Raw genomic sequence first — 24699 nt, forward strand, 5'->3', positions numbered from 1 at the left:
TCCGAGTGCACTGGGGCCGGCGACTGAGGAAAAATCCATTCCCTCAGACACCCAACAGCGTGCCCGACACCCTCACCCCACCCAACTCACGTTCCACGCCGAAGCAGTACTAGTGACCTGAAGCAGGCCGAGTGTGCCGAATAGTCAACGTTCCACCCATGAGCAACCAGCATCAGACATTCGCCGATGTACTGGCCTCTGACCAACCGAAGCTGGTGAGAAGTGCTCCTTAGAAAGGAGGTGATCCAGCCGCACCTTCCGGTACGGCTACCTTGTTACGACTTCGTCCCAATCGCTAGTCCCACCTTCGACAGCTCCCTCCCACAAGGGGTTGGGCCACCGGCTTCGGGTGTTACCAACTTTCGTGACGTGACGGGCGGTGTGTACAAGGCCCGGGAACGTATTCACCGCAGCAATGCTGATCTGCGATTACTAGCAACTCCGACTTCATGGGGTCGAGTTGCAGACCCCAATCCGAACTGAGACCGGCTTTTTGAGATTCGCTCCACCTCACGGTATCGCAGCTCATTGTACCGGCCATTGTAGCACGTGTGCAGCCCAAGACATAAGGGGCATGATGACTTGACGTCGTCCCCACCTTCCTCCGAGTTGACCCCGGCGGTCTCCTGTGAGTCCCCATCACCCCGAAGGGCATGCTGGCAACACAGGACAAGGGTTGCGCTCGTTGCGGGACTTAACCCAACATCTCACGACACGAGCTGACGACAGCCATGCACCACCTGTACACCGACCACAAGGGGGGCACTATCTCTAATGCTTTCCGGTGTATGTCAAGCCTTGGTAAGGTTCTTCGCGTTGCGTCGAATTAAGCCACATGCTCCGCTGCTTGTGCGGGCCCCCGTCAATTCCTTTGAGTTTTAGCCTTGCGGCCGTACTCCCCAGGCGGGGAACTTAATGCGTTAGCTGCGGCACCGACGACGTGGAATGTCGCCAACACCTAGTTCCCACCGTTTACGGCGTGGACTACCAGGGTATCTAATCCTGTTCGCTCCCCACGCTTTCGCTCCTCAGCGTCAGTAATGGCCCAGAGATCCGCCTTCGCCACCGGTGTTCCTCCTGATATCTGCGCATTTCACCGCTACACCAGGAATTCCGATCTCCCCTACCACACTCTAGCTAGCCCGTATCGAATGCAGACCCGGGGTTAAGCCCCGGGCTTTCACACCCGACGTGACAAGCCGCCTACGAGCTCTTTACGCCCAATAATTCCGGACAACGCTTGCGCCCTACGTATTACCGCGGCTGCTGGCACGTAGTTAGCCGGCGCTTCTTCTGCAGGTACCGTCACTTTCGCTTCTTCCCTGCTGAAAGAGGTTTACAACCCGAAGGCCGTCATCCCTCACGCGGCGTCGCTGCATCAGGCTTTCGCCCATTGTGCAATATTCCCCACTGCTGCCTCCCGTAGGAGTCTGGGCCGTGTCTCAGTCCCAGTGTGGCCGGTCGCCCTCTCAGGCCGGCTACCCGTCGTCGCCTTGGTGAGCCATTACCTCACCAACAAGCTGATAGGCCGCGGGCTCATCCTTCACGCCGGAGCTTTACACCATCAAGGATGCCCAAGATGGTCATATCCGGTATTAGACCCCGTTTCCAGGGCTTGTCCCAGAGTGAAGGGCAGATTGCCCACGTGTTACTCACCCGTTCGCCACTAATCCCCACCGAAGTGGTTCATCGTTCGACTTGCATGTGTTAAGCACGCCGCCAGCGTTCGTCCTGAGCCAGGATCAAACTCTCCGTGAATGTTTTCCCGTAATCGGGATGACACCACGAGAGCGGTGCGAGAGGAGGAATGATCCTCTCGCACACAGCGTCCTCGCTGTGTTATTTCAAAGGAACCTCGCCCCCTCGTAACCGAGAGGAACGGGGTATCAACATATCTGGCGTTGACTTTTGGCACGCTGTTGAGTTCTCAAGGAACGGTCGCTTCCTTTGTACTCACCCTCTCGGGCTTTCCTCCGGGCGCTTCCCTTCGGTCTTGCGTTTCCGACTCTATCAGATCTTTTCTCGACCCGATTTCCTCGGTGCTTTCCAGGTTCCCGCTTGCGCGTTTCCCTTTCCGGCGGTTCCGACTTTATCAGAAGTTCTGAGCCGGTTTTCCCACCCGCTCCGGGGAGCGTGTCCGGCACAGAAGTGCCGGGCTTCCCGGTTGGGCGGAGCCGTAAACGTACTGGAGCGGGGCGCCTCGATGCAAATCGAGGCGCCCCGCTCCGGACGTACACCGACGAGGGTCAGACCTCCACGACCACCGGGAGGATCATCGGCCTGCGGCGATACCTGTCCGAGACCCACTTGCCGAGGGTCCGGCGGATGAGCTGCTGGAGCTGGTGGGGCTCCACGACGCCGTCCTGGGCGGACCGCTCCAGCACCTCCGTGACCTTCGGCAGGACCTCGACGAAGGCCGAGTCGTCGATGCCGGAACCACGGGCCTGCACGTGCGGGCCACCGGTGATCTTGCCGGTCGAGGAGTCGATGACCACGAAGACCGAGATGATGCCCTCGTCACCGAGGATCTTGCGATCCTTCAGGGCCGGCTCCCCGACGTCACCGACCGAGAGGCCGTCGACGTAGACGTAGCCCGCCTGGACCTTGCCGGAGATCCTGGCCTTGCCCCCGACGAGGTCGACCACCACGCCGTCCTCGGCGATGACGATGCGGTCGTGGGGCACGCCGGTCAGCGCGCCCAGCTCGGCGTTGGCCCGCAGGTGGCGCCACTCGCCGTGCACCGGCATCAGGTTCTTCGGGCGACAGATGTTGTAGAAGTACAGCAGCTCGCCCGCGGACGCGTGGCCGGAGACGTGCACCTTGGCGTTGCCCTTGTGGACGACGTGGGCGCCCCAGCGGGTCAGGCCGTTGATCACGCGGTAGACCGCGTTCTCGTTCCCGGGGATCAGCGAGGACGCCAGAATCACCGTGTCGCCGTCGACGATGCGGATCTGGTGGTCGCGGTTGGCCATGCGGGACAGTGCCGCCATCGGCTCGCCCTGGGAGCCCGTGCAGACCAGGACCACCTGGTGGTCGGGCAGGTCGTCCAGCGTCTTGACGTCGACCACCAGGCCCGGCGGGACCTTCAGGTAGCCGAGGTCGCGGGCGATGCCCATGTTGCGGACCATGGACCGGCCGACGAAGGCGACCCGGCGGCCGTACTCGTGGGCCGCGTCCAGGATCTGCTGGATGCGGTGGACGTGGCTGGCGAAGCTCGCCACGATGATCCGCTTGCCGGCGTTGGCGAAGACCGTGCGCAGGACGTTGGAGATGTCCCGCTCGGGCGGGACGAAGCCCGGGACCTCGGCGTTCGTCGAGTCGGCGAGGAGCAGGTCGATGCCCTCCTCGCTGAGCCGCGCGAACGCGTGGAGGTCGGTGAGCCGGTTGTCCAGCGGGAGCTGGTCCATCTTGAAGTCGCCGGTGTGGACGACCATGCCGGCGGGGGTGCGGATGGCGACCGCGAGGGCGTCCGGGATGGAGTGGTTGACGGCGACGAACTCGCAGTCGAAGGGGCCGATGCGCTCGCGGTTTCCCTCCGCCACCTCCAGGGTGTACGGGCGGATCCGGTGCTCCTGGAGCTTGGCCTCGATCAGGGCGAGGGTCAGCTTGGAGCCGATCAGCGGGATGTCCGGCTTCTCGCGGAGCAGGAAGGGCACGCCGCCGATGTGGTCCTCGTGGCCGTGCGTGAGGACGATGCCCTCGATGTCGTCGAGACGGTCCCGGATGGACGAGAAGTCCGGCAGGATCAGATCGATTCCGGGCTGCTCCTCCTCGGGGAAGAGCACTCCGCAGTCGACGATCAGCAGACGGCCGCCGTACTCGAAGACCGTCATGTTCCGGCCGATCTCGCCGAGGCCGCCGAGCGGGGTGACCCGCAGGCCCCCCTGGGGCAACGGCGGGGGCGAGCCGAGTTCAGGATGCGGATGACTCAAAAGACTCTCCTCACCACGCGCGCCACGTACCGGTACGGCACGTGGCGCGCATGACGTTCGTGCGGAAGCAGTTGTCGTTGTGCGACGCGGGCACCGGTGGCCCACGTCCTTCTGTTGTTCTTCAGTTGTGAAGCCCGTGTGATGCCAAGTCTGTTGTCAGAGCTGTACCCCGCCGGCAGCAAGATCGATCTTGAGCTGGGCAATCTCCTCGGGCGAGCACTCGACCATGGGCAGGCGCAGCGGCCCGGCGGGCAGGCCCTGGAGGGCGAGTGCGGCCTTGGTGGTCATGACGCCCTGGGTGCGGAACATGCCCGTGTACACGGGGAGCAGCTTCTGGTGGATCTCGGTGGCCTTGACGACGTCACCGGAGGCGTAGGCGTCCACGAGTGCGCGCAGGTCGGGGGTGACGAGGTGGCCGACGACCGAGACGAAGCCGACCGCGCCCACGGAGAGCAGCGGGAGGTTGAGCATGTCGTCGCCGGAGTACCAGGCGAGGCGCGACCGGGCGATGGCCCAGCCGGCGCGGCCGAGGTCGCCCTTGGCGTCCTTGTTGGCGACGATCCGGGGGTGCTCGGCGAGCCGGACGAGCGTCTCCGTGCTGATCGGGACGCCGCTGCGGCCGGGGATGTCGTAGAGCATGACCGGCAGGCCGGTCGCGTCGGCGACGGTGGTGAAGTGCCGGTACAGGCCCTCCTGAGGGGGCTTGTTGTAGTACGGCGTGACGACCAGCAGGCCGTGTGCGCCGTCGCGCTCGGCCTGGCGCGCCAGCTCGACGCTGTGGTGGGTGTCGTTGGTGCCGACACCGGCCAGGACGTGGGCGCGGTCGCCGACCGCCTCCACCACGGCTCGTACCAGTTCCGATTTCTCCGCGTCGCTGGTCGTCGGGGACTCGCCGGTGGTGCCGTTGATGATCAGGCCGTCGTTGCCTGCGTCCACCAGGTGGGCGGCGAGCCGCTGCGCGCCGTCGAGGTCGAGTGCGCCGTCCGCCGTGAAGGGCGTGACCATGGCGGTGAGGACCCGCCCGAAGGGGGTCTGCGGAGTCGAGGTCGGAGCCATGGGTAACACGCTACTCGGTGCTCAGTGGGGGGTGTGCCCGTGGGGTCTCGGGAAAGTCAGGACAAAAAGGGAGCCCGGCACTGCCTGCTCGGGGGTTCAAGCAGTGCCGGGTCCGTTTGATCAGGCTAGATGAACTTCTACAAATGCCGCAATACGGACACCTCGCGAGGCTGATCCGTACATCCGTTCCGAGTGGGCGAACAAGGCTTCGTCACGGGGCCACCCGCCCGTTCGCGTTGAAGGCCGCGTGCGTGAGCGGCATGAGCTTGGCCCACTCCGCCTCCAGCTTCTCGCCCACCATCTCGATCTCCCGCTGCGGGAAGGACGGCACCTTGGCCAGCTCGTGCTGGGTGCGCAGACCGAGGAAGTGCATCAGCGAGCGGGCGTTGCAGGTGGCGTACATGGAGGAGTAGAGGCCGACGGGCAGGGCCGAGCGGGCCACCTCGCGGGCGACGCCCTCGGCGAGGAGCTTCTGGTAGGCCGCGTACGCCTGCTCGTACGACTCCCGGAGGGTGCTGCTCACGCTCTCGTGCTGGCCCGGGGTGCCCTCGACGAAGACGTACTTGCCCGGGCGGCCCTGCTGGACGAGCTTGCGGGAGGTGTCGGGGACGTAGAAGACGGGCTCCAGCTCCCGGTAGCGGCCGGACTCCTCGTTGTACGACCAGCCGACCCGGTGCCGCATGAACTCGCGGAACACGAAGATCGGGGCGCTGACGAAGAACGTCATCGAGTTGTGCTCGAACGGGCTGCCGTGCCGGTCGCGCAGCAGGTAGTTGATCAGACCCTTGGAGCGCTCGGGGTCCTTCTTCAGCTCGTCCAGGGACTGCTCGCCGGCCGTCGAGACGCGGGCGGCGAAGAGGACATCGGCGTCCGAAGCGCTGGACTTCACCAGCTCGACGGTGACGTCACTGCGGAACGTGAGCGACTCGGTGGTCACGGGGGTTGGGGTCCTTCCCTCACTGCTGTGGTTCGCGCCCACCTTACGGGGCACCCGTCCGGGCCGGAGCGGCACCTCGCCCCGATAGCACACCGGTGACTTTTTCCGGCATGGGCACCTTTTGCGTCACTCGATCGTCTGTATCGATGAGAACCGCACGTTCGACCCACACCCGAGAGGAGAGGCAACCGCGATGTTCCGTCGGCGCGAGCCCGTACCCTTCGCCTTCCTGGCCGAGGCGGACAGGTTCCGCAGCAATATCACTCCCCCGCCCCGTCGGCGGGTGCCCTTCGGCGAGATGGCCGGGCACTGGCTGCTGGGGCTGACCATCGTCGCCGGACTGGTCGGCGCCCTGGTCGTCGGGATGCCGGCGCTGTCCACGCCGTCCGGTGCACCGGCCCAGCAGTCCCAGGCGTCCCACGGGCAGCCCACCGGGGGCCGCTGACTCTTCCGGACGCTCACGGCTGGTGAGCGGTGACACGGCCGGATAGCCTCACCGGGCACAGTCCACGCGAGGACCGAGTGAGGACCAGCCGTGCCCCTGCCCTTCCTGACGGCCGACCGCACCTTCGAGACGGCGTCCGAGAGCGCACTGCCGTACGACGACCCGGACCGCTGGCGACGCCCGTACCGGCCGGGTCCCTGGCGGGTGGGCGTGGCCGCGCTGGGACTGCTGCTGGCCTCGTTCGTCCTGTCCGCGGCCGTCCTGATCGCGCCGGCCGGCCGGCTGTCCTCCGCCGGCGCGGTCCTCGCCGGGGGTCTGGCGATCGTCGCCGGCGCGCTGCGGCTGCTGCGCATGGGGGTGTGGGTGAGCGGGCGCGGACTGCGCCGGGTCGGTCCCCTGCTGACGCGGACCGTGCCGTGGGCGCGCGTGGCCTCCGTGCGGACGGTCCAGCAGCCGGTGCGCTGGCTGGGGCTGCCGCGCACGGTGCAGGGACAGGCACTGGTGCTCGTACGAGAGGACCGGCGGCCCGACGACGACGCGGCGCCCCTGCTCACCACGCACGGCCTGGACTTCCTGGGGCGTCCGGCGGCGTTCGACCGGGCGGCGGACACGGTGGAGGCCTGGGCCGCGGAGAACCGGCGCGGCTGATCCGGGCAGCTACGCCGAAGGGCCGGGCCGCGGCGACGCGGACCGGCCCTTCGGCGTAGGTACGGCATCCGGTTCCGGCCCCGGGTCGCGGCGGGCCGTCCGCCGTTCTGGGGCCGGCTCGGCCCTCTCTTCGGGGAGCGGACGCGGGCCGGTGTTCGGTGAGATCGCTCAGGTTCGGACGGGTTCGCCGTCGTGCAGGGCGATGGCGCGCTGCATCGCCTTCCTGGCCCGTGGGGTGTCGTGGGCGTCGTGGTAGGCGACGGCGAGGCGGAACCAGCAGCGCCAGTCGTCGGGCGACTCCTCCGTCTCTGCCTTGCGCCGGGCGAAGACCTCGTCGGCCGAGTCGCGGTCGATCCGGCCGCTGGGCATGCGCTTCAGCTCGTCGACGGGCAGGCCGCCCTCGGCGTCCAGCTCGGCGGCGAGCCGGTTGGCCCGGCGGACGAACTGGGTGTTCTTCCACAGGAACCACAGGCCGATGACCGGCAGGATCAGCACCGCCACGCCGAACGTGACGGTCAGGAGCGTGCCGGACTGGATGAGCATGACGCCGCGGCTGCCGACCAGGAGGAAGTAGAAGACCAGGACGGCGGCCGTGACGAGGTAGGTGATCTTCGCGCGCATGACGAGTGGCTCAGCTCAGGTCCAGGAAGTGTTCCAGGCCGTACGTCAGGCCCGGAGTGGTCACCACGCGGCGCGCGGCGAGCAGGATGCCCGGCATGAAGCTGCTGTGGTGCAGGGAGTCGTGCCGGACGGTCAGGGTCTCGCCCTCGGCGCCCAGCAGCACCTCCTGGTGGGCCAGAAGACCGCGGAGCCGGACGGCGTGCACCGGGATCCCGTCGACGTCCGCGCCCCGGGCGCCGTCGAGAGCCGTGACGGTGGCGTCCGGTGCCGGGGCCGTGCCGGCCGCGCGGCGGGCCTCGGCGATGAGCTGGGCCGTGCGGGTGGCCGTACCGCTCGGGGCGTCGACCTTGTTCGGGTGGTGCAGCTCGACCACCTCGACGGACTCGAAGTACGGCGCGGCGATCTGCGCGAACTTCATGGTCAGGACTGCGCCGATGGAGAAGTTCGGCGCGATGAGCACGCCGGTCCGCGGGGAGCGGGCGAGCTGGTCCCGGAGCCGGGTGAGGCGCTCCTCGGTCCAGCCGGTCGTACCGACGACCGCGTGGATGCCGTGGCTCACGCAGAAGTCGAGGTTGTCCATGACCGAAGCGGGGGTGGTCAGCTCGACGGCGACCTGGGCGCCGGTCTCCGTCAGCGTCCGGAGCTCGTCGCCCCGGCCGAGGGCGGCGACCAGTTCCATGTCCTCGGCGGCCTCGACCGCTCTGACCGCCTCGGACCCGATCCGGCCCCGGGCACCGAGGACCGCCACGCGCAGCTTGCTCATCTTCGCTTCCTTACCGACTTACCGAGTTATCGATTCCGAGGACGGGTCAGGCGACAGCATCGTGCAGGCGTGCGGCCTGCTTGTCCTTCAGCGGGCCGATGACCGACAGCGAAGGGCGCTGCCCCAGGATGTCGCGGGCGACCGAGCGGACCTCGTCCGGGGTGACCGCGGCGATGCTGGCCAGCATGTCGTCGACGGACATCTGCTCGCCCCAGCACAGCTCGCTCTTGCCGATGCGGTTCATCAGCGCGCCGGTGTCCTCCAGGCCCAGGACGGTGGAGCCCCGCAACTGACCGACGGCGCGGGCGATCTCGTCGTCGGAGAGGCCGTTGTCCGCGACGTGGTCGAGTTCGTCCCGGCAGATCCGCAGCACGTCGTGGACCTGCGAGGGCCGGCAGCCGGCGTACACGCCGAACAGGCCGCAGTCGGCGAAGCCGGAGGTGTAGGAGTAGACGCTGTAGGCGAGGCCGCGTTTCTCCCGGACCTCCTGGAACAGCCGGGACGACATGCCGCCGCCGAGGGCGGTGTTCAGCACGCCCATGGCCCAGCGGCGGTCGTCGGTGCGGGCCAGGCCCGGCATGCCGAGGACGACGTGCGCCTGCTCGGTCCTGCGGGCGAGCAGGTCGACCTTGCCGTGGGTGCGGATCGCGCGGCGGCCGTCGCGGGGGGCGATGGGCCGCGCGTCCGTGTTCCCGAGGGCGCCCGCCTTCTCGAAGGCCGCGCGGACCTGTCGTACGACCTTGTTGTGGTCGATGTTGCCGGCGCAGGCGACCACGAGGTGGGTGGGGTCGTAGTGCTTCCGGTAGAAGCGGCGGATGCGGTCGGCGGTGAGGGCGTTGACCGTGTCGACGGTGCCGAGGACCGGGCGGCCGAGGGCGTTGTTGCCGAACATGGTCTGCGCGAACAGGTCGTGCACGCAGTCGCCCGGGTCGTCCTCGGTCATCGCGATCTCTTCGAGGATCGCGCCGCGCTCGACGTCGACGTCCTCCTCACGGATCAGGGAGCCGGTCAGCATGTCGCAGACGACGTCGATGGCGAGGGGCAGATCGGTGTCGAGCACGCGCGCGTAGTAGCACGTGTACTCCTTCGCCGTGAACGCGTTCATCTCGCCGCCGACCGCGTCGACGGCGGAGGAGATGTCGAGCGCGCTGCGCCGGGAGGTGCCCTTGAAGAGCAGGTGCTCCAGGTAGTGCGTGGCGCCGTTCAGGGCCGGGGTCTCGTCACGGGAGCCGACGTGCGCCCAGATGCCGAAGGTGGCGGAGCGGACCGAGGGCAGGGTCTCGGTGACGATGCGCAGGCCGCCCGGGAGGGTCGTCCTGCGGACCGTGCCGATGCCGCCCGTGCCCTTGACGAGCGTTTGGGTACGGGCGACGGCCCGCGCCTCCGAAGAGGTGCGGGCCGTCGCCTTGGAGCTACGGGACGTCACTGGTCGGCGTCGTCCTTCGCGGTCTCGTCGCCTTCCTCGCCCTCGATCACGGGGATCAGGGAGAGCTTGCCGCGGGAGTCGATCTCGGCGATCTCGACCTGGACCTTGTGGCCCACGCCGAGGACGTCCTCGACGTTCTCCACGCGCTTGCCGCCGGCGAGCTTGCGGATCTGCGAGATGTGCAGCAGACCGTCCTTGCCCGGGAGCAGCGACACGAACGCGCCGAAGGTCGTGGTCTTGACGACCGTACCCAGGTAGCGCTCGCCGACCTCCGGCATGGTCGGGTTGGCGATGCCGTTGATCGTGGCGCGAGCGGCCTCGGCCTGCGAGCCGACCTGGGCACCGATGTAGATGGTGCCGTCGTCCTCGATCGTGATCTCGGCGCCGGTGTCCTCCTGGATCTGGTTGATCATCTTGCCCTTGGGGCCGATGACCTCACCGATCTTGTCGACCGGGATCTTGACGGTGATGATCCGCGGGGCGTTCGGGGACATCTCGTCGGGCCGGTCGATGGCCTCCATCATCACGTCGAGGATGTGGAGACGGGCGTCGCGGGCCTGCTTGAGGGCCGCGGCCAGGACGGAGGCCGGGATGCCGTCCAGCTTGGTGTCGAGCTGGAGGGCGGTCACGAACTCCTTGGTGCCGGCGACCTTGAAGTCCATGTCGCCGAAGGCGTCCTCCGCACCGAGGATGTCGGTGAGGGCGACGTAGTGCGTCTCGCCGTTGATCTCCTGGGAGATCAGGCCCATGGCGATACCGGCGACCGGGGCCTTCAGGGGCACACCGGCGTTCAGCAGCGACATGGTGGAGGCGCAGACCGAGCCCATGGACGTCGAGCCGTTGGAGCCGAGCGCCTCGGACACCTGACGGATCGCGTAGGGGAACTCCTCGCGCGTCGGCAGCACCGGCACGATCGCGCGCTCGGCGAGGGCGCCGTGGCCGATCTCGCGGCGCTTCGGGGAGCCGACGCGGCCGGTCTCACCGACGGAGTACGGCGGGAAGTTGTAGTTGTGCATGTAGCGCTTGCGGGTCACCGGGGAGAGGGTGTCCAGCTGCTGCTCCATGCGGAGCATGTTGAGGGTGGTGACGCCCAGGATCTGGGTCTCGCCACGCTCGAACAGCGCGGAGCCGTGCACCCGCGGGATGGCCTCGACCTCGGCGGCCAGCGTGCGGATGTCGGTGACACCGCGGCCGTCGATGCGCTTCTTCTCCTTGATCACGCGCTCGCGGACCAACTGCTTGGTGAGCGAGCGGTACGCGGCGGAGATCTCCTTCTCGCGGCCCTCGAACTCCGGCAGGAGCTTCTCGGCGGCGAGCGCCTTGACGCGGTCCAGCTCGGCCTCGCGGTCCTGCTTGCCGGCGATGGTGAGCGCCTGGGCCAGCTCGGGGCGGACGGCCGCGGTCAGGGCCTCGAAGACGTCGTCCTGGTAGTCCAGGAAGACCGGGAACTCGCCGGTCGGCTTGGCGGCCTTCGCGGCGAGGTCGGCCTGGGCGCGGCAGAGGACCTTGATGAAGGGCTTCGCGGCGTCCAGACCGGAGGCGACGACCTCCTCGGTCGGCGCCTCGGCGCCGCCCTCGACCAGCTTGATGGTCTTGTCGGTGGCCTCGGCCTCGACCATCATGATCGCGACGTCGCCGTCCTCCAGGACGCGGCCGGCGACGACCATGTCGAAGACGGCGTCCTCCAGCTCGGTGTGGGTCGGGAACGCGACCCACTGACCGCGGATCAGCGCGACGCGGACGCCGCCGATCGGGCCGGAGAAGGGCAGGCCGGCCAGCTGCGTGGACGCGGACGCGGCGTTGATCGCCACGACGTCGTACAGGTGGTCGGGGTTGAGGGCCATGATCGTGGCGACGACCTGGATCTCGTTGCGCAGGCCCTTCTTGAAGGACGGGCGCAGCGGGCGGTCGATCAGGCGGCAGGTGAGGATCGCGTCCTCGGAGGGCCGGCCCTCACGGCGGAAGAAGCTGCCGGGGATCTTGCCGGCGGCGTACATCCGCTCCTCGACGTCCACCGTCAGGGGGAAGAAGTCGAGCTGGTCCTTGGGGTTCTTGGAGGCGGTGGTGGCCGACAGCACCATGGTGTCGTCGTCCAGGTACGCCACGGCGGAGCCGGCGGCCTGCTTGGCCAGGCGGCCCGTCTCGAAGCGGATGGTGCGGGTGCCGAAGGAGCCGTTGTCGATGACGGCTTCGGCGTAGTGGGTCTCGTTCTCCACCAGCGATGTCTCCGTTACTTGTCGTCTTTCGTCCCTCGGCTGCCCGTGTGGCAGGGGGACGGTGGCGGAGAAGCGCGCCGTCTGGTGCGGGCCGGTCTTCGATCGAAGCACCCGGGGCTCACTTCCCCCGGGGGCCACTACCGAGGACCGGCGGCGGCGCGGTGCGCCTCTCCTCGTTCTGTGTCGTACGTACTGCGTTACTTCGTTGTGCTACCACACTACAAAGCGTCGGTGACACTCCGCATGTTTCCGCATGTGCGGCGAAGTATGCCGGGTGCGGTGCGGTGCCCCGCATACGGCAAAGGGAGCGGTCCCCGGGTTCCGGGAACCGCCCCCTTCATGGCGTCTACTTGGCGCCGGCCGCACCGCGGCGGATGCCCAGGCGGTCGACCAGCGCACGGAAGCGCTGGATGTCCTTCTTCGCCAGGTACTGCAGCAGGCGACGACGCTGACCGACGAGGATCAGCAGACCCCGGCGGGAGTGGTGGTCGTGCTTGTGCGTCTTGAGGTGCTCCGTCAGGTCGGAGATCCGACGGGAGAGCATGGCCACCTGGACCTCGGGGGAGCCGGTGTCGCCCTCCTTGGTACCGAACTCGGTGATGATCTGCTTCTTCGTAGCGGCGTCGAGCGACACGCGTACTCCTCATGGTCTGTGAGTGCCACCGAGTGCCCCCGGTCTTCATCGCGGGAGAGCTTCCGGTACTCGGAGGCGGGGATCCGCTGGGCGCGGCCTCCGGGCGCAGGTCTCCTGCGGGCTCCGGGGGTGCGTACACGAACGGCCGTCACTCAGGGTACCAGTCCCTGGCGGGCGCCCTCCGCCCGGCCGACTCAGCCTCCTGAGCGCCAGGGGTCTGGGCCACTAGGGTGAGCGCCCGGACCGTACGTACCTCGGGAAGGGGTCGCTGCACGATGGCGGAAACGGAAGCGGAGATCAAGGCGCGCAAGGAGCGGGAGCGGGACGAGCTGTACGGGCTCGACATCTCCGGTGCCGAGTGGCACTGCGCGCCGGGCACGGAGGAGCACGAGGAGCGGGTGGAGATCGCGTACCTGCCCGGCGGCGCGGTGGCGATGCGGTCCTCGCTCGACCCGGACACCGTGCTGCGCTACACCGAGGCGGAGTGGCGGGCGTTCGTGCTGGGAGCGCGGGACGGGGAGTTCGATCTGAAGCCCATGGCCCACAACGGGGGGCTGGACGCGCAGTGAGCGGCGCAGCCGGACGGTGACCGGGCCCCGGCTCTTCGTGAGCCGGGGCCCTCGCCGCCGGTCGCACCGATGCGCCGGCCGCCGCCGGTCGTGCGGCCGGCCGTCGTACGACGGTCGTGGTCCAACGGTCGTCCGTCAGGAGCTGGTCATCGACCGGGCCGTCGCGTACACGTCGAAGACGGCCAGGGCGAGCGGGATCAGCGTCAGCAGCACGAAGCCCTCGCAGATCTCCAGGAAGCGGCCCCAGAAGGGGGTCGGTCCGCCACGCGGAAGGATCAGGCCGAGCGCGGTCACCAGGGCCGTCGCCAGGGCGATGACCGCGATCAGCCAGACGGTGCGGATGTCGAGGTCGGTGCGGTCCCCGGCGAGCGCCGCGCGCATGACGTGCTGCGGCGGGTTCAGGGCGAGACCGAGGCCCAGCAGGACCAGGGAGGCGAGCCCGGCCGCGAGGACGGAGGCGACCTGGGCGGTGTAGCGGAACAGGCCGGCGCGCATGAGCATCGCGACACCGGTGGCGAACGCGAGCAGTTGGGCCCAGACGTCGTCGGAGAAGCCGAGCACGGCCGAGGCGCCGACGGCGAGGAGCGCGCAGCCGCCTACCAGGCCGACGAGGAGTTCGTGGCCGCGCCGCGCCTGCGCCTCGACGCGCTCGGTGTCCACGGGCTCCTGCGCGGCGGCCTCGGTGCCGTAGGCGGAGCGCGAGGTGCCGCTGCTGGGGTTCTCGAAGCCGATCGGCAGCCGGGCGAAGCGCATCGACATGCCGGGCAGGAAGGCGAGGGCGCCGACGGCGACGGGCGCGCACAGGGCGGCCGTCTCGGTCGGGGCCCAGCCGGTGAGGGTCGCGGCGAAGACGGCGACCAGGGCGATCGCCGAGGCGAACACGAAGGCGACGAAGGGGCCGTCGCCGTGGGGTGCGCACAGGGCGAGGATCAGTGCGGCGACCAGGACGGCCGCGCACGCCAGCAGGAACTGGAGTCTGCCGATGCCCTCGCCGTCGCTCAGCGGCAGCAGGCCGCTGCCGGCGACGCCGATGTTGGGCAGGGCGCCGAGGCCGAGGGCGACGGCCGAGCCGCGGTCGTCGTAGACGCGGGCGCGGACCGCGGAGAGCACGACCAGCAGGACGCCGGTGACGGCGGCGAGGATGCCGGCCAGGCCGTGCATGTCGTGCAGCGGGTCGGCGGTCCAGGCGACGAACGCGAGCAGGGCGGGCAGGACCCCGCCGCCGACCAGGCCCGCGGCCCGGGTCAGGTCGCCGCTCCACAGCTTGTGCTGCCTGGTGACGGAGGAGGCGACGGCCTCGGCGACGTCGTCGTGGACGGCCGGTGGCAGGGAGTCCGCGAACGGACGGAGGGTGAGGAGTTCGCCGTCGAGGATGCGCTGGGCGGCGAAGGAGCGGGCGCTGTCCAGCACGGTGCCGTCGGTGCGGACCAGGTGGTAGCCGACCGGGGCACCCGCGGTGGGGCTCTGCTGGGACAGCCGGAGGATCTCGGGGTAGAGGTCGGCGACCGGGACGTCGTCGGGCAGTGCCACGTCGATACGGCTGTCCGGCGCGACGATGGTGACCCGGCAGAAGCCGAGTCCGGTGCCGGTGCCGGATCCGGAAGGGGCTCCCGTCCCGGGTCCGCCGGTGGCGGCGGCCGTCATGCTCACCTGCTGCTCCCCCTCAGTGGTGGTGGTGCGTCTATGTCGTGAAGGTCCCGTGCCGGATCGCTCGGTGCGCGGCGGCGGGGGTGCCGTACGGCGGTGTTCCGGGGTCTTCCGCCCTCCGTATCGAGGGGTCTGTCCCGGTATCTCCGGCCTGCTCGGCGTGTGCTCACGCGAACATCCGGCACCCTACCGCTCACCCGTGTCCCGTGAACTCAGTAGGATCACGCGGCGGCCTGCGCTCGCCGGACACGGGGTGGCGTGCGGAATGCCTGGGTCGGGCAAGGGAATTGGTGAGCGGTGAGCCAGATTGTCGTGAAGCGCCCTCCCCGGGCGCTGCCGTCCGAGGTGCCCACGGAAGAGGTCGTCGTCCAGCCACCGCCGGAACTGCCGCGGGGGCACCAGGAGAGCGTGCTGATGCAGCTCCTGCCCACGCTGGGCATGGGCGGTTCGGTGGTCTTCTTCTTCACGAACGGCCAGCCGTTCATGAAGATCATGGGCATGATCATGATCGCCTCGACGGTGGGGATGTCCATCGCGATGGTGGTCCGCTTCCGCCGCGGCTCCCAGGGCCAGCTGGCCGACATGCGCCGCGACTACCTCAGCTACCTGTCACAGACGCGTAAGTCCGCCGTACGGACGGCGAAGGCCCAGCGGGACGCGCAGTACTACCTGCACCCCTCCCCCGAACAGCTTTGGGCGCTCGTCGCCGAGGGCAGCCGGGTGTGGGAACGGCGGCCCGGCGACGAGGACTTCGCGCACGTACGCATCGGCCTGGGCCCGCAGCCGCTGGCGACCCCGCTCGTCGCCCCGGAGACGGGTCCCGTCGAGCAGCTGGAACCGCTGACCGCCGGCGCGATGCAGCGTTTCCTCGCCGCGCACCACAGCGTCGGCGACCTGCCGATGGCCGTGTCGCTGCGGGCCTTCTACCACGTCACGGTCAGCGGTGAACCGCAGTCCGTACGGGCCTCGGCCCGCGCCCTGGTCGGTTCGCTGGCCTCGCTGCACTCCCCCCAGGACCTGACCATCGCGGTGGCCGCGGGCCGCGAGGCGCTGCCGCACTGGGACTGGGCGAAGTGGCTGCCGCACGTGCAGGCGCCCGGTGCCGTGGACGGCGCCGGCTCCCGCCGGCTTATCGGCGCCGACCCGCGCGAGCTGGAGGACCTGCTCGCCACCCGGCTGACCGGCCGGCCGCGCTTCCACCCCGGCGCGGGACCGCTGCTGGACGAGCCGCACATCGTGCTCGTCCTGGACGACCTGTCGCTGCTGCCGGACTCGGTCCTCGCCAACCCGGAGGGACTCCAGGGCGTCACGGTGCTGGAGGTGGTGCCGGGCGACCTCACGACGGCGGGCGGCGACCTGTCCATCGTCGTACAGCCCGGCCTGCTGCGCCTGGAGTCCGGGCACGGCGAGGTCTACGACGGCACCCCGGACGCCCTCTCCTACGAGTCGGCCGAAGCGCTGGCCCGGCAGCTCGCGCCGCTGCGCATGGCGTCGGGCGGCGACGACGACGAACCGCTGCTCGCCAACCTGGAGTTCACCGACCTGCTGGGCCTCGGCGACGCCGCCTCCGTCGACACCAAGCGGACCTGGCGACCGCGCGCGCTCGCCGAACGGCTGCGGGTGCCGATCGGCGTCGGCGAGGACGGCAGGCCCGTCATGCTGGACCTGAAGGAGGCCGCCCAGGAGGGCATGGGCCCGCACGGCCTGTGCGTCGGCGCCACCGGTTCCGGCAAGTCGGAGCTGCTGCGCACGCTCGTGCTGGGCCTCGCGGTCACCCACTCCTCGGAGACCCTGAACTTCGTCCTCGCCGACTTCAAGGGCGGCGCGACCTTCGCCGGCATGGCGCAGATGCCGCACGTGGCCGCCGTGATCACCAACCTCGCGGACGACCTCACCCTGGTCGACCGCATGGGCGACTCCATCCGCGGCGAACTGAACCGCCGCCAGGAACTGCTGCGCGACGCCGGCAACTACGCCAACATCCACGACTACGAGAAGGCACGCGCGGCGGGCGCCCCGCTCCAGCCGATCCCCTCGCTGGTCCTGGTCATCGACGAGTTCAGCGAACTGCTGTCCGCCAAGCCTGACTTCATCGAGATGTTTGTCCAGATCGGCCGGATCGGCCGATCACTGGGCGTGCACCTGCTGCTCGCCTCGCAGCGCCTGGAGGAGGGCCGGCTGCGCGGCCTCGAAACCTATCTGTCGTACCGGATCGGTCTGCGCACCTTCTCCGCAGCCGAGTCCCGCGCCGCGCTCGGCGTCCCCGACGCCTACGAACTTCCCAACGTGCCCGGTTCCGGCTTCCTGAAGTACGGCACGGACGAGATGGTCCGCTTCAAGGCGGCGTACGTCTCCGGCGTGTACCGCTCGGGCCCGCAGCGCGGAGCACTGACCGGCGGACAACTGCCCGTGGACCGGCGGCCGGTGCTGTTCACGGCCACCGAGGTGCCCGTGCGGTACACCGCCGTTCCCCAGCAGCGCGCGCACACCGAGGCCGCGGTGGACGAGGCACTGGCCGACACCGTCCTCGACGTGATCGTGCGCCGCCTGGAGGCACAGGGCCCGGCCGCGCACCAGGTGTGGCTGCCCCCGCTGGAGAGCCCGCCGTCGCTGGACGCGCTGCTGCCGGGCCTGGCGGCGGTGCAGGGCCGTGGCCTGACCCAGCCCGGCTACGAGGGCGCGGGCCGGCTGGTCGTCCCCGCCGGCCTCGTCGACAAGCCGTACGAGCAGCGCCGCGACCGGCTGATGCTCGACTTCTCGGGCGCGGCCGGCCACATGCAGATCGTCGGCGGCCCCCAGTCCGGCAAGTCCACGCTGCTGCGCTCCCTGATCTGCTCCTTCGCGCTCACCCACACGCCGTACGAGGTGCAGTTCTACGGCCTCGACTTCGGCGGCGGCGGCATGACCGCGGTGGCCGGCCTGCCGCACGTCGGCGGCATCGCCTCGCGCCTGGACCCCGAGCGCGTCCGCCGTACGGTCTCCGAGGTGTACGGCGTCCTGACCCGCCGCGAGGAGTACTTCCGCACGGCCGGCATCGCCTCGATCGCCGACTACCGCGCCCGGCGCGCCCGCGGCGACATCTCGGTGGCCGACCAGCCGTGGGGTGACGTCTTCCTGGTCATCGACGGCTGGGGCAACTTCCGCGCGGACTACGAGGCCCTGGAGACGGCGGTCCTGGACATCGCCGCCCGCGGCCTCGGCTACGGCATCCACGTGATCATCACGGCGTCACGCTCGATGGAGGTCCGGGCGAACTTCAAGGACCACCTCATGAACCGGCTGGAACTGCGCCTGGGTGACGTCATGGATTCGGAGATCGACCGCAAGGTGGCGGTGAACGTCCCCGCGGGCGTCCCCGGCCGCGGTCTGTCCCCGCAGAAACTGCACTTCATGGCGGCGGTCCCGCGCATCGACGGTCTCACCTCCGACACGGACCTGGCCGAGGCCACGGCCGCGCTCACGACCGAGGTCGGCCGCCACTGGCAGGCGCCGGGCGCCCCCGAGGTACGGCTGCTGCCGCGCCAACTGGAGGCCGTCGAACTGCCCTCCGGCGAGCGTTTCCCGCAGCGCGGCATCGCCTTCGCGCTCGACGAGGAGAACCTGGAACCGGTGTTCCTCGACTTCGAGCAGGACCCGTTCTTCCTCGTCTTCGGCGAGAGCGAGTCCGGCAAGTCCAACCTGCTGCGCCTGCTGATCAAGCAGCTCACCCTGCGGTACGGCGGTGACGAGGCGAAGTTCTTCGTGGTGGACAACCGGCGCTCGCTGCTGGACATCACACCGGCGTCCCACCTCGCGGAGTACATTCCGATGTCCAGCCAGATGGAACACCACATGGTGGCCCTGGCCGACCTCATGCAGCGCCGCACGCCGACCGCCGACGTCACGCCGCAGCAGCTACGGGACCGAAGCTGGTGGCGCGGCCCGCAGGTCTTCGTCGTCATCGACGACTACGACCTCGTCTCCAACTCCAGCGGCAACCCGCTCAGCGGCCTGACGGAGATGCTGCCCTTCGCCCGTGACGTCGGCGTCCGCTTCATCATCGCCCGCTCCACCGCGGGCGCCGGGCGCGCCGCCTACGAGCCGTTCATGCAGCGCATGAAGGAACTCGGCGCCCAGGGCGTCGTCCTGGCCGGCGATCCGGCGGAGGGCGACATCCTCAACGGCGTCCGGCCCCGCCCGATGCCCGCGGGGCGCGGCGTCTTCGTGTCCCGCAAGCGGGGGAAGCCGTTGGTGCAGACCGGGCTGGTGGATGTGGAGTACTGATACGGGGGTTCGGGGGCCGGGACGTGTGGGGAGGTGCCCACCCTGTTGTCGTGACCGGGCTCGGCCGGGCATGACAAAGGGTGGGCACCTCCCGTGCGTGCCCACCCTGTTGTCGTGACGTGTCGGTCGTTCCGGTCGACCTACATGAAGTAGACCTGCCGGTCGTTCCGGCCGACCTACATGAAGTAGCTGGCGGCCTTCCGGTCGCCGCCCTGGTAGTCACCGCCGGCCGCGTGCACGACCTTGCCGATCTGGACCAGGGCCTCGTGGATGCCCTTGGCCTCACGGTCCCAGGCGGTCTGCTGCTCGGTGTACGCGTTGTGGGCCTCGCCCTCCCACATGCTCGCGACGCCGGCGACCTTCTGCTTGATGGCCTCGAGGCCCTCTTCCAGCCGCCGCGCGTGGTTGGCCAACTGGGTGGCGGTCTCGTCGAGGCTGCCGTAGGAAACTTCCAGCTCGCCGCTGTTGTTGACGCCCATGATTGCTCCGTTGCTGAAAAGTGGTGGCCTGGCGGGGATCAGTAGCTGGACAGCGCCGAGTGCGCGCCACCGAGGTCGACGTCGATGCTCTGGACCTGCGAGCGGACCTCGTCCTCCGTGCCGTCCTTGATCTTCCGGGTGGTGCTCATCGCCTCGATGAACTTGGCGAGGATGTTGCCGATCCGGACCATGCGCTCGTTGATCTCGGTCTGCTTGGAGTTGAAGGCACCGGCGCCGATGCCCTTCCAGTTGCCCTCGAGGCTGTCGATGAGGGCCTGGAGCTCCTTGAGCTGGCCCTTGATGCCCTCGAAACGGTGCAGAAGCTCCTTTTCGAGGACAATGATGTCCTTGTCACTTACCTTCTGGCGCTGCGTCGCCATTTCCATGCCTTTCTTCGTGGGCTGACCTTGCCGGGCGCTGATTCAGGCGTCAGCACTGTCGGCAAGTGGTCTTCTGCTCACTCGGCGAATGAGCAGGTATGCGGGAGACCGCTCAGGCGTTACGGCGTGCGCGCATCACGGCGAAACCGGCGCCTGCGATGACCAGTACGGCGGCTACGGCGCCGATGATCACCCAGGTCTGGGTGCTGTCGCCGGAGTCGGCGTCCTTCGCGGCGGCGGAAGCGGGGCCGCTGGAGGAGCCGGTGTCCTTGGCCGGCGTCTTGGCAGTGGGCGAGGCCGCGGGGCTCTTGGTGGCCGTGATGTCCTCGTCCGGGGCCGTCCCGTTCTCGGCGGCCAGGGGGTCCCTGTCGGCCGGGCCGGGATCGAAGTTCTTGTCCGCCAGCACCATGCGCGGACGCATGAGGCCGTAGCCGAGGTACTTGCTGGGCTTGCCCTTCGGCCACGTACGGCCGGCGGTGTCGATGAGGGACCGGAGGACCTGATTGGCCGTCCAGTCGGGGTGAGCGGACCAGACGAGGGCGGCGGAGGCGGAGGCGATGGCGGAGGCGTGGCTGGTGCCCTCCGTGGTGCAGTACCTGGTGAACGCGTTGTCGCACCAGGCCGGCACGTTGAGACCCGGTGCCGACATATCCACGTAGTTTCCGAACGTGGAGAGCTTACCGACCGTTCCGGTCTTGTCGACGGCGGATACCCCAATAGCGTACGGGTCTTTGGCCGGATAGTCAGGCTTGTTTCCCGCGTCTCCACTGTTGCCGATGGAGGAGAACAGCAATTTACCTTTGGAGGCCGCGTATTTGAGCGCGTCCTCTTCGTCGCCGTTGTAGTACACGCTCCCGTAAGACATGTTGATGATCTTGGCGTCGCTGTCAGCGGCAGCCCTGATCGCCTTGGCCGAGGTAAGGGACCTCGCCCGCTCGTTCGCATCCTTCAACTCATCGAGGCCCACACGAATCGGGATGATTCTTGCTCCCGGAGCGAGGCCCTTGATGCCGCCACCGGCTCCCGTGCCGGCGATGATCTCAGCCATCGTCGTGCCATGGCCGTCGTAGTCCTGGGTGACGTGATACTTGGCCGCTTTCGGCACCTCATCGACAAGTACCTGCCCCTTGAGCGAGGAGGTCTGCGGGTTCACTCCGGTGTCGATGACCGCGACCTTCACTCCCTTGCCGGTGCTGTGCTTCCACATCTCGTCCGCGTGCATCGCGTCCAGATACCACTGCTTGGACTGCACGCCGTCCGAGGCCGCGGCTCCGGGGGCCAGTCCTGCCGACGTGATGACCAGCGTGCCCAGTACGGAGCACACGGCGGACAGCCGTATCGCGTTACGCCTCGTCAGCAGGGCAGTCCCCATACCGCGTCGGCCGATCCCTGGCTTCATGCCTGTCTACGTCCTCGCTCGTGTTCAGTCGCTCGTCTGTGGCTCATCACGCCGCTGCCGCGACGAACGGTGCTCTTCCTTCTCGGCAGGCGCACCACTCGCGCCCTGGCGACCGCCCACCGCTCCACGACCGAGCCCCTTGGCGCCGGCCTCGGAGCCCTTGAGCGGGGAACCGGCAGTGTTGCGGGGCGCTCCGATCGCGCCCTCGGGATTACCCGCCGAGCGCAGCACCGCCTGGCTCGCGCCGGGTTCCGCCTTGGCCGTGGGAGCACCGACGACTCCGCGCTGACCGAGAGCGCCCTTCGAAGGCTGGCTGGTGACCGGTTCTTCGGCGCCGACGACCATACCGCGCGGCACCCGGGGATTGGCCGTCCCTCCGGACGTACGGCCCGTGACCGGCTTGCCGCCCACGACACCGTTGCGCGCCGCACCGGTCGGACCGGCCGTTCCGGCCCGCCCGCCGGGCGTGTTGGCCGGCCGCGGCGTTCCGCCGGTGACACCGCGCCCCATCGGCGCACGCCCGGACTGAGCGGCCCCTCGTACACCCGGCTGACCCGCCGGAGTCGCTCGTCCCGTGGCACGAGCTGCCTGTCCCATGGGGCCCTGCGGGGCCCGGCCGCCCGCGACGGAACGTCCCGTCTGCCCCGCGGGTCCCTGCGGCACTCGGCCGCTTCCGGCACCCGAAGGACCGGTGCGTCCCTGCGCGGAGACCGGGAAACGGCTGGTCGGCCCGTAGCCAGGGGTACGGCCGGAGGTCGGCGCGACAGGAGGCGACATCGGCCCCGGGGGCAGCGGCACCTGCCCACCGCCTCCAGCGGTTGTCGGCAGAGTAGGTGCCGGGGAGCCTGACGGTGCGGCGGGCGTCTGGGGAGGCAGTGTCGTCGTGGTGTTGATCTCCGTGCCGACATCGGGGCCGGAAGGCGCGCTGGGCTCGGGGACTTCCTTGAGGGGCGGTACGTGTCCGCCGGTCTCCGTCCCGTTCACGGTAGGCGTGCCGTGTGAGGTAGCCGTAACGTGATGACCTTCCGCCACGCTTCCGTGGCTTGCCGCCACACTTCGCCGGACGGCGGTCGGGCTGGACGAAGCCGCCCCAGAACCTCGCAAGTCGCCGTCCCGACGCCGTGTCGGCTGCGGCACCCCCACATCCGGAATCGGACTGTAAGGCTTCGGGTCGCTGGCCATCGCCATACCCAGCGCGGACGCGGACACCGAGTAGAACGACGCCAACCGGTTCGCCTGGTTGATCGCCTCTTGCCGGTTCTTCTCCACCGCGAGCGCGGCGGCGTAGTCAGGGTTGCCGTCGACCTGCTTGGTCTTGGGTAGCTGGGTGGGGCGCTTCTGCTCGCTCGCGGGCCGCGTGTCGCGGGGCGGCATGGACTTGCGTACGGAGGCCAGCCCCGTGGCGGCGGCCGAGATCTCGGTCGCGGCGGCGTCGGCGAAGGACGCGAGTCCCTTGGTCCAGTCGATGAGGCCTGACGTCCACTTGTGGAAGCTGTCCGCACCCTCGCCCTGCCAGTCGACGCCGCGGAGGTGGGTCTCCAGGTCCGTCGCCGCGTCGTGGATGGCCGTGCGGGCATCCCACAGGGCCTTGCTGGCCGTCTCCAGGTGCTCGGGGTTGGAGTGGTGGACCAGGTCGATCATCGCGTTGAGGTCGTGGTCCTCGAAGTCGGTCCTGCCGAAGGACAGTGCCGCTCCGATCGGCGTTCCCCTGAACGCGTTCTGGAACCGGCTGAGCTTGTTGACCACGCCGACCTGGTTGTTGGCCTGCTCGACGTCGGTCCTGTACTCGGGCTTCTGCTGCCAGTTGTCGCTCATCAGAACTTGCCCCCCGCGGACTTGGTCCCACCGCTGTGCTCAGCCGCGGCGGGCTTCTCCTGGGCGTGCTTCTCCTCGGCCTGCGCCTTGCGGTGTTCCGCTTCGAGGTGCGCGCGGATCTCCCAGAACCGGCGCCGGACCTCGTCCTCCGTACCGTCGTAGGTGACGTCGGCCGCGTGCGCCGCCAGCGTCAGAGCCTCGATCTGCATGCTGAGGTTCTTCGACAGCGAGGTGAGGCGCTCGTGCACCTGCTCGTACCTGCCGTGCAGCTCGGTCGCCTCGTGGAAAGGGATGTTCGAGCCACTGAACGAGCCGAGGTTGAGCGTGTGCTCCGCGAGCCGCGACGGGCTGCCCGGAGCCCCCTCGAAGGCCTTCAGCGCGTCGTCCACTTTCCTCTTGAACTTCGACAGCGCATCGATGCCACGCCTCATGCCCGAGCCGCCACCGTCGCCCACTGCGACCCCTTCCCCGTTTCCCCGTTGGTAGAACTGGACAGACCGACGGCACGGCGCCGCGCCCCCGATCTATCGCTGACCACTGTAGTCACTGCGTAAAAGGTGGCCAACTGAACTCTGCGACGGTTCAGTTGCGACCGTGTCCCGAAGCGGCCGGGTCACGACCGCCGGAGACCGACAAGGCGGTCAATAACGACAGATTGAGTCCACTATCTGCGCAGAAGCTTCACACGGGCGCGGTGGACGGTGTGCCGGCCGGAGCCCGGGGTGGCTCCGCACCCACGAAGCCGCCCCGCGATCGGGCTCACCGGCGCACCTCCGCCGAATTTTCACGCCCGACAGATCCCGCATAGTGGACATGACACAAACTTTCCCCGGCATCGGTTGCTAGCTTGACCCGCATTGACGTACTCGCGGGGGAAGGGCCTTTCCATGGCATGGGACGAGTGGGAGCAGCTCAAGGCACAGGCTGCCGAGGGGCAGTCGGCGCACATGCAGCTCAACCATGTCGACGGGGGCGGCGGCACGTACGGCCCCTACGTGCTCCCGAGCACGACCGGTGACCTCAAGGTGGGCCACAAGGACCTGGAGAAGATCGGCAGCGCGGCCCATCACCTCTACAACCAGCTCTGGGACAAGGCCCGCGTGGCCACGCCCAGCAGCGACTCCGCGGCCGGCGACCTATCCCAGCAGGGCTTCGCCCTCGGCGCGGGACTCCAGCACGTCTCGACCCGCTGGGAGGATCAGCTCAAGTCGCTGATGGACGCCTGCGCCCAGATCTCCAACCACATGCAGACCACGAAGGCCGTGCACGCGAACGACGAGCACTACATCCAGCGGCAGATGAGCAGCATCGACGCGCTGGACGCCGGGTTCGACGAGCGGGTCGGGGCACCGGGCAAGAAGAACTCCGTCTACGGGGAGAAGAGCAAGAAGAAGGAGTAGCGGCGCCGGGAGAACCCGCTGAGACCTCCCTTCGCACCGGCTGCCACCGCTACCCCCGAGGACGACGAC

19 protein-coding genes and 1 rRNA gene are annotated in these 24699 nt (G+C 69.0%); 5 read left to right on the forward strand and 15 right to left on the reverse strand.

The genetic code is table 11. From position 1 onward, the window contains the following. Positions 1 to 233: 233 nt before the first annotated feature. The 4 genes from D9753_RS09400 to thyX form a co-directional block, all read right to left on the reverse strand. Positions 234 to 1758 (reverse strand): 16S ribosomal RNA (locus tag D9753_RS09400). A 488-nt stretch (positions 1759 to 2246) separates the two neighbouring features. Next, complete coding sequence (locus D9753_RS09410) at positions 2247 to 3932, reverse strand: ribonuclease J (protein WP_121786592.1); 1686 nt, start codon at positions 3930 to 3932, stop codon at positions 2247 to 2249. A 156-nt stretch (positions 3933 to 4088) separates the two neighbouring features. Next, complete coding sequence (gene dapA / locus D9753_RS09415; protein WP_121786593.1) at positions 4089 to 4988, reverse strand: 4-hydroxy-tetrahydrodipicolinate synthase; 900 nt, start codon at positions 4986 to 4988, stop codon at positions 4089 to 4091. 211 nt (positions 4989 to 5199) lie between these two features. Next, positions 5200 to 5925: an FAD-dependent thymidylate synthase gene (gene thyX, locus D9753_RS09420; protein ID WP_121786594.1), complete on the reverse strand. Its 726-nt coding sequence runs from the start codon at positions 5923 to 5925 to the stop codon at positions 5200 to 5202. 193 nt (positions 5926 to 6118) lie between these two features. On the opposite strand from thyX, the gene D9753_RS09425 reads away from it, so the two are divergent. Both D9753_RS09425 and D9753_RS09430 read left to right on the forward strand, forming a co-directional pair. Next, positions 6119 to 6370 (forward strand): hypothetical protein, encoded by a 252-nt coding sequence (locus tag D9753_RS09425; protein ID WP_121786595.1) that lies wholly within the window; start codon positions 6119 to 6121, stop codon positions 6368 to 6370. Between the two features lie 90 nt (positions 6371 to 6460). After that, positions 6461 to 7018, forward strand: coding sequence for a YdbT family protein (locus D9753_RS09430; protein ID WP_121786596.1), 558 nt, complete (start codon positions 6461 to 6463; stop codon positions 7016 to 7018). A 168-nt stretch (positions 7019 to 7186) separates the two neighbouring features. Here D9753_RS09430 and D9753_RS09435 read toward each other — a convergent pair whose 3' ends face one another. From D9753_RS09435 to rpsO, 5 genes are all read right to left on the reverse strand, one after another. Then, positions 7187 to 7639, reverse strand: a complete 453-nt coding sequence (locus D9753_RS09435; RefSeq protein ID WP_121786597.1) for a tetratricopeptide repeat protein — start codon at positions 7637 to 7639, stop codon at positions 7187 to 7189. Between the two features lie 10 nt (positions 7640 to 7649). Beyond that, the gene (gene dapB / locus D9753_RS09440; protein WP_121786598.1) at positions 7650 to 8402 is read right to left on the reverse strand and encodes a 4-hydroxy-tetrahydrodipicolinate reductase; all 753 of its coding nucleotides are present in this window, start codon (positions 8400 to 8402) and stop codon (positions 7650 to 7652) included. 46 nt (positions 8403 to 8448) lie between these two features. After that, positions 8449 to 9828 carry a M16 family metallopeptidase gene (locus D9753_RS09445; protein WP_121786599.1) on the reverse strand — a complete coding sequence of 460 codons (1380 nt, stop codon included), beginning with the start codon at positions 9826 to 9828 and terminating at the stop codon, positions 8449 to 8451. Further along, positions 9825 to 12044, reverse strand: a complete 2220-nt coding sequence (locus D9753_RS09450; protein ID WP_121786600.1) for a polyribonucleotide nucleotidyltransferase — start codon at positions 12042 to 12044, stop codon at positions 9825 to 9827. Before D9753_RS09450 ends, D9753_RS09445 begins: the two co-directional genes overlap by 4 nt. 346 nt (positions 12045 to 12390) lie before the next feature. Continuing rightward, complete coding sequence (gene rpsO / locus D9753_RS09455; RefSeq protein WP_005479656.1) at positions 12391 to 12678, reverse strand: 30S ribosomal protein S15; 288 nt, start codon at positions 12676 to 12678, stop codon at positions 12391 to 12393. Between the two features lie 275 nt (positions 12679 to 12953). On the opposite strand from rpsO, the gene D9753_RS09460 reads away from it, so the two are divergent. After that, complete coding sequence (locus tag D9753_RS09460) at positions 12954 to 13247, forward strand: DUF397 domain-containing protein (protein ID WP_121786601.1); 294 nt, start codon at positions 12954 to 12956, stop codon at positions 13245 to 13247. A 135-nt stretch (positions 13248 to 13382) separates the two neighbouring features. On the opposite strand, the gene eccD is transcribed toward D9753_RS09460, so the two are convergent. Beyond that, entirely contained in the window at positions 13383 to 14891 is a 1509-nt protein-coding gene (eccD, locus tag D9753_RS09465; RefSeq protein ID WP_121786602.1) for a type VII secretion integral membrane protein EccD, read from the reverse strand. 300 nt (positions 14892 to 15191) lie between these two features. On the opposite strand from eccD, the gene eccCa reads away from it, so the two are divergent. Next, positions 15192 to 19157 carry a type VII secretion protein EccCa gene (gene eccCa / locus D9753_RS09475; RefSeq protein WP_121786603.1) on the forward strand — a complete coding sequence of 1322 codons (3966 nt, stop codon included), beginning with the start codon at positions 15192 to 15194 and terminating at the stop codon, positions 19155 to 19157. Positions 19158 to 19333: 176 nt separating this feature from the next. On the opposite strand, the gene D9753_RS09480 is transcribed toward eccCa, so the two are convergent. From D9753_RS09480 to D9753_RS09500, 5 genes are all read right to left on the reverse strand, one after another. Further along, entirely contained in the window at positions 19334 to 19636 is a 303-nt protein-coding gene (locus D9753_RS09480; protein ID WP_121786604.1) for a WXG100 family type VII secretion target, read from the reverse strand. 38 nt (positions 19637 to 19674) lie between these two features. After that, complete coding sequence (locus tag D9753_RS09485; RefSeq protein ID WP_121786605.1) at positions 19675 to 20016, reverse strand: WXG100 family type VII secretion target; 342 nt, start codon at positions 20014 to 20016, stop codon at positions 19675 to 19677. Between the two features lie 112 nt (positions 20017 to 20128). Further along, the gene (locus tag D9753_RS09490) at positions 20129 to 21415 is read right to left on the reverse strand and encodes a S8 family serine peptidase (RefSeq protein ID WP_240468093.1); all 1287 of its coding nucleotides are present in this window, start codon (positions 21413 to 21415) and stop codon (positions 20129 to 20131) included. A gap of 24 nt (positions 21416 to 21439) precedes the next feature. Continuing rightward, positions 21440 to 23230 (reverse strand): hypothetical protein, encoded by a 1791-nt coding sequence (locus D9753_RS09495; RefSeq protein ID WP_121786607.1) that lies wholly within the window; start codon positions 23228 to 23230, stop codon positions 21440 to 21442. Beyond that, complete coding sequence (locus tag D9753_RS09500; protein ID WP_121790992.1) at positions 23230 to 23661, reverse strand: hypothetical protein; 432 nt, start codon at positions 23659 to 23661, stop codon at positions 23230 to 23232. The genes D9753_RS09495 and D9753_RS09500 overlap by 1 nt, the downstream gene beginning before the upstream one ends. A gap of 456 nt (positions 23662 to 24117) precedes the next feature. On the opposite strand from D9753_RS09500, the gene D9753_RS09505 reads away from it, so the two are divergent. After that, on the forward strand, positions 24118 to 24630 hold the full coding sequence (locus D9753_RS09505; protein WP_121786608.1) for a hypothetical protein: 513 nt from the start codon (positions 24118 to 24120) through the stop codon (positions 24628 to 24630). The last annotated feature ends 69 nt before the right edge of the window (positions 24631 to 24699 follow it).

Source organism: Streptomyces dangxiongensis, assembly GCF_003675325.1.
In the GTDB taxonomy this organism is placed as follows: Bacteria; Actinomycetota; Actinomycetes; order Streptomycetales; family Streptomycetaceae; genus Streptomyces; species Streptomyces dangxiongensis.

Excerpts from the sequence above, each read along its gene's own strand:
- dapA (WP_121786593.1), bottom strand. The coding sequence starts at position 4,988 with ATGGCTCCGACCTCGACTCCGCAGACCCCCTTCGGGCGGGTCCTCACC.
- D9753_RS09460 (WP_121786601.1), top strand. The coding sequence starts at position 12,954 with ATGGCGGAAACGGAAGCGGAGATCAAGGCGCGCAAGGAGCGGGAGCGG.
- D9753_RS09485 (WP_121786605.1), bottom strand. The coding sequence starts at position 20,016 with ATGGCGACGCAGCGCCAGAAGGTAAGTGACAAGGACATCATTGTCCTC.
- D9753_RS09480 (WP_121786604.1), bottom strand. The coding sequence starts at position 19,636 with ATGGGCGTCAACAACAGCGGCGAGCTGGAAGTTTCCTACGGCAGCCTC.
- D9753_RS09435 (WP_121786597.1), bottom strand. The coding sequence starts at position 7,639 with ATGCGCGCGAAGATCACCTACCTCGTCACGGCCGCCGTCCTGGTCTTC.
- D9753_RS09500 (WP_121790992.1), bottom strand. The coding sequence starts at position 23,661 with ATGAGGCGTGGCATCGATGCGCTGTCGAAGTTCAAGAGGAAAGTGGAC.
- D9753_RS09425 (WP_121786595.1), top strand. The coding sequence starts at position 6,119 with ATGTTCCGTCGGCGCGAGCCCGTACCCTTCGCCTTCCTGGCCGAGGCG.
- dapB (WP_121786598.1), bottom strand. The coding sequence starts at position 8,402 with ATGAGCAAGCTGCGCGTGGCGGTCCTCGGTGCCCGGGGCCGGATCGGG.
- D9753_RS09505 (WP_121786608.1), top strand. The coding sequence starts at position 24,118 with ATGGCATGGGACGAGTGGGAGCAGCTCAAGGCACAGGCTGCCGAGGGG.
- eccD (WP_121786602.1), bottom strand. The coding sequence starts at position 14,891 with ATGACGGCCGCCGCCACCGGCGGACCCGGGACGGGAGCCCCTTCCGGA.
- D9753_RS09490 (WP_240468093.1), bottom strand. The coding sequence starts at position 21,415 with ATGAAGCCAGGGATCGGCCGACGCGGTATGGGGACTGCCCTGCTGACG.
- D9753_RS09495 (WP_121786607.1), bottom strand. The coding sequence starts at position 23,230 with ATGAGCGACAACTGGCAGCAGAAGCCCGAGTACAGGACCGACGTCGAG.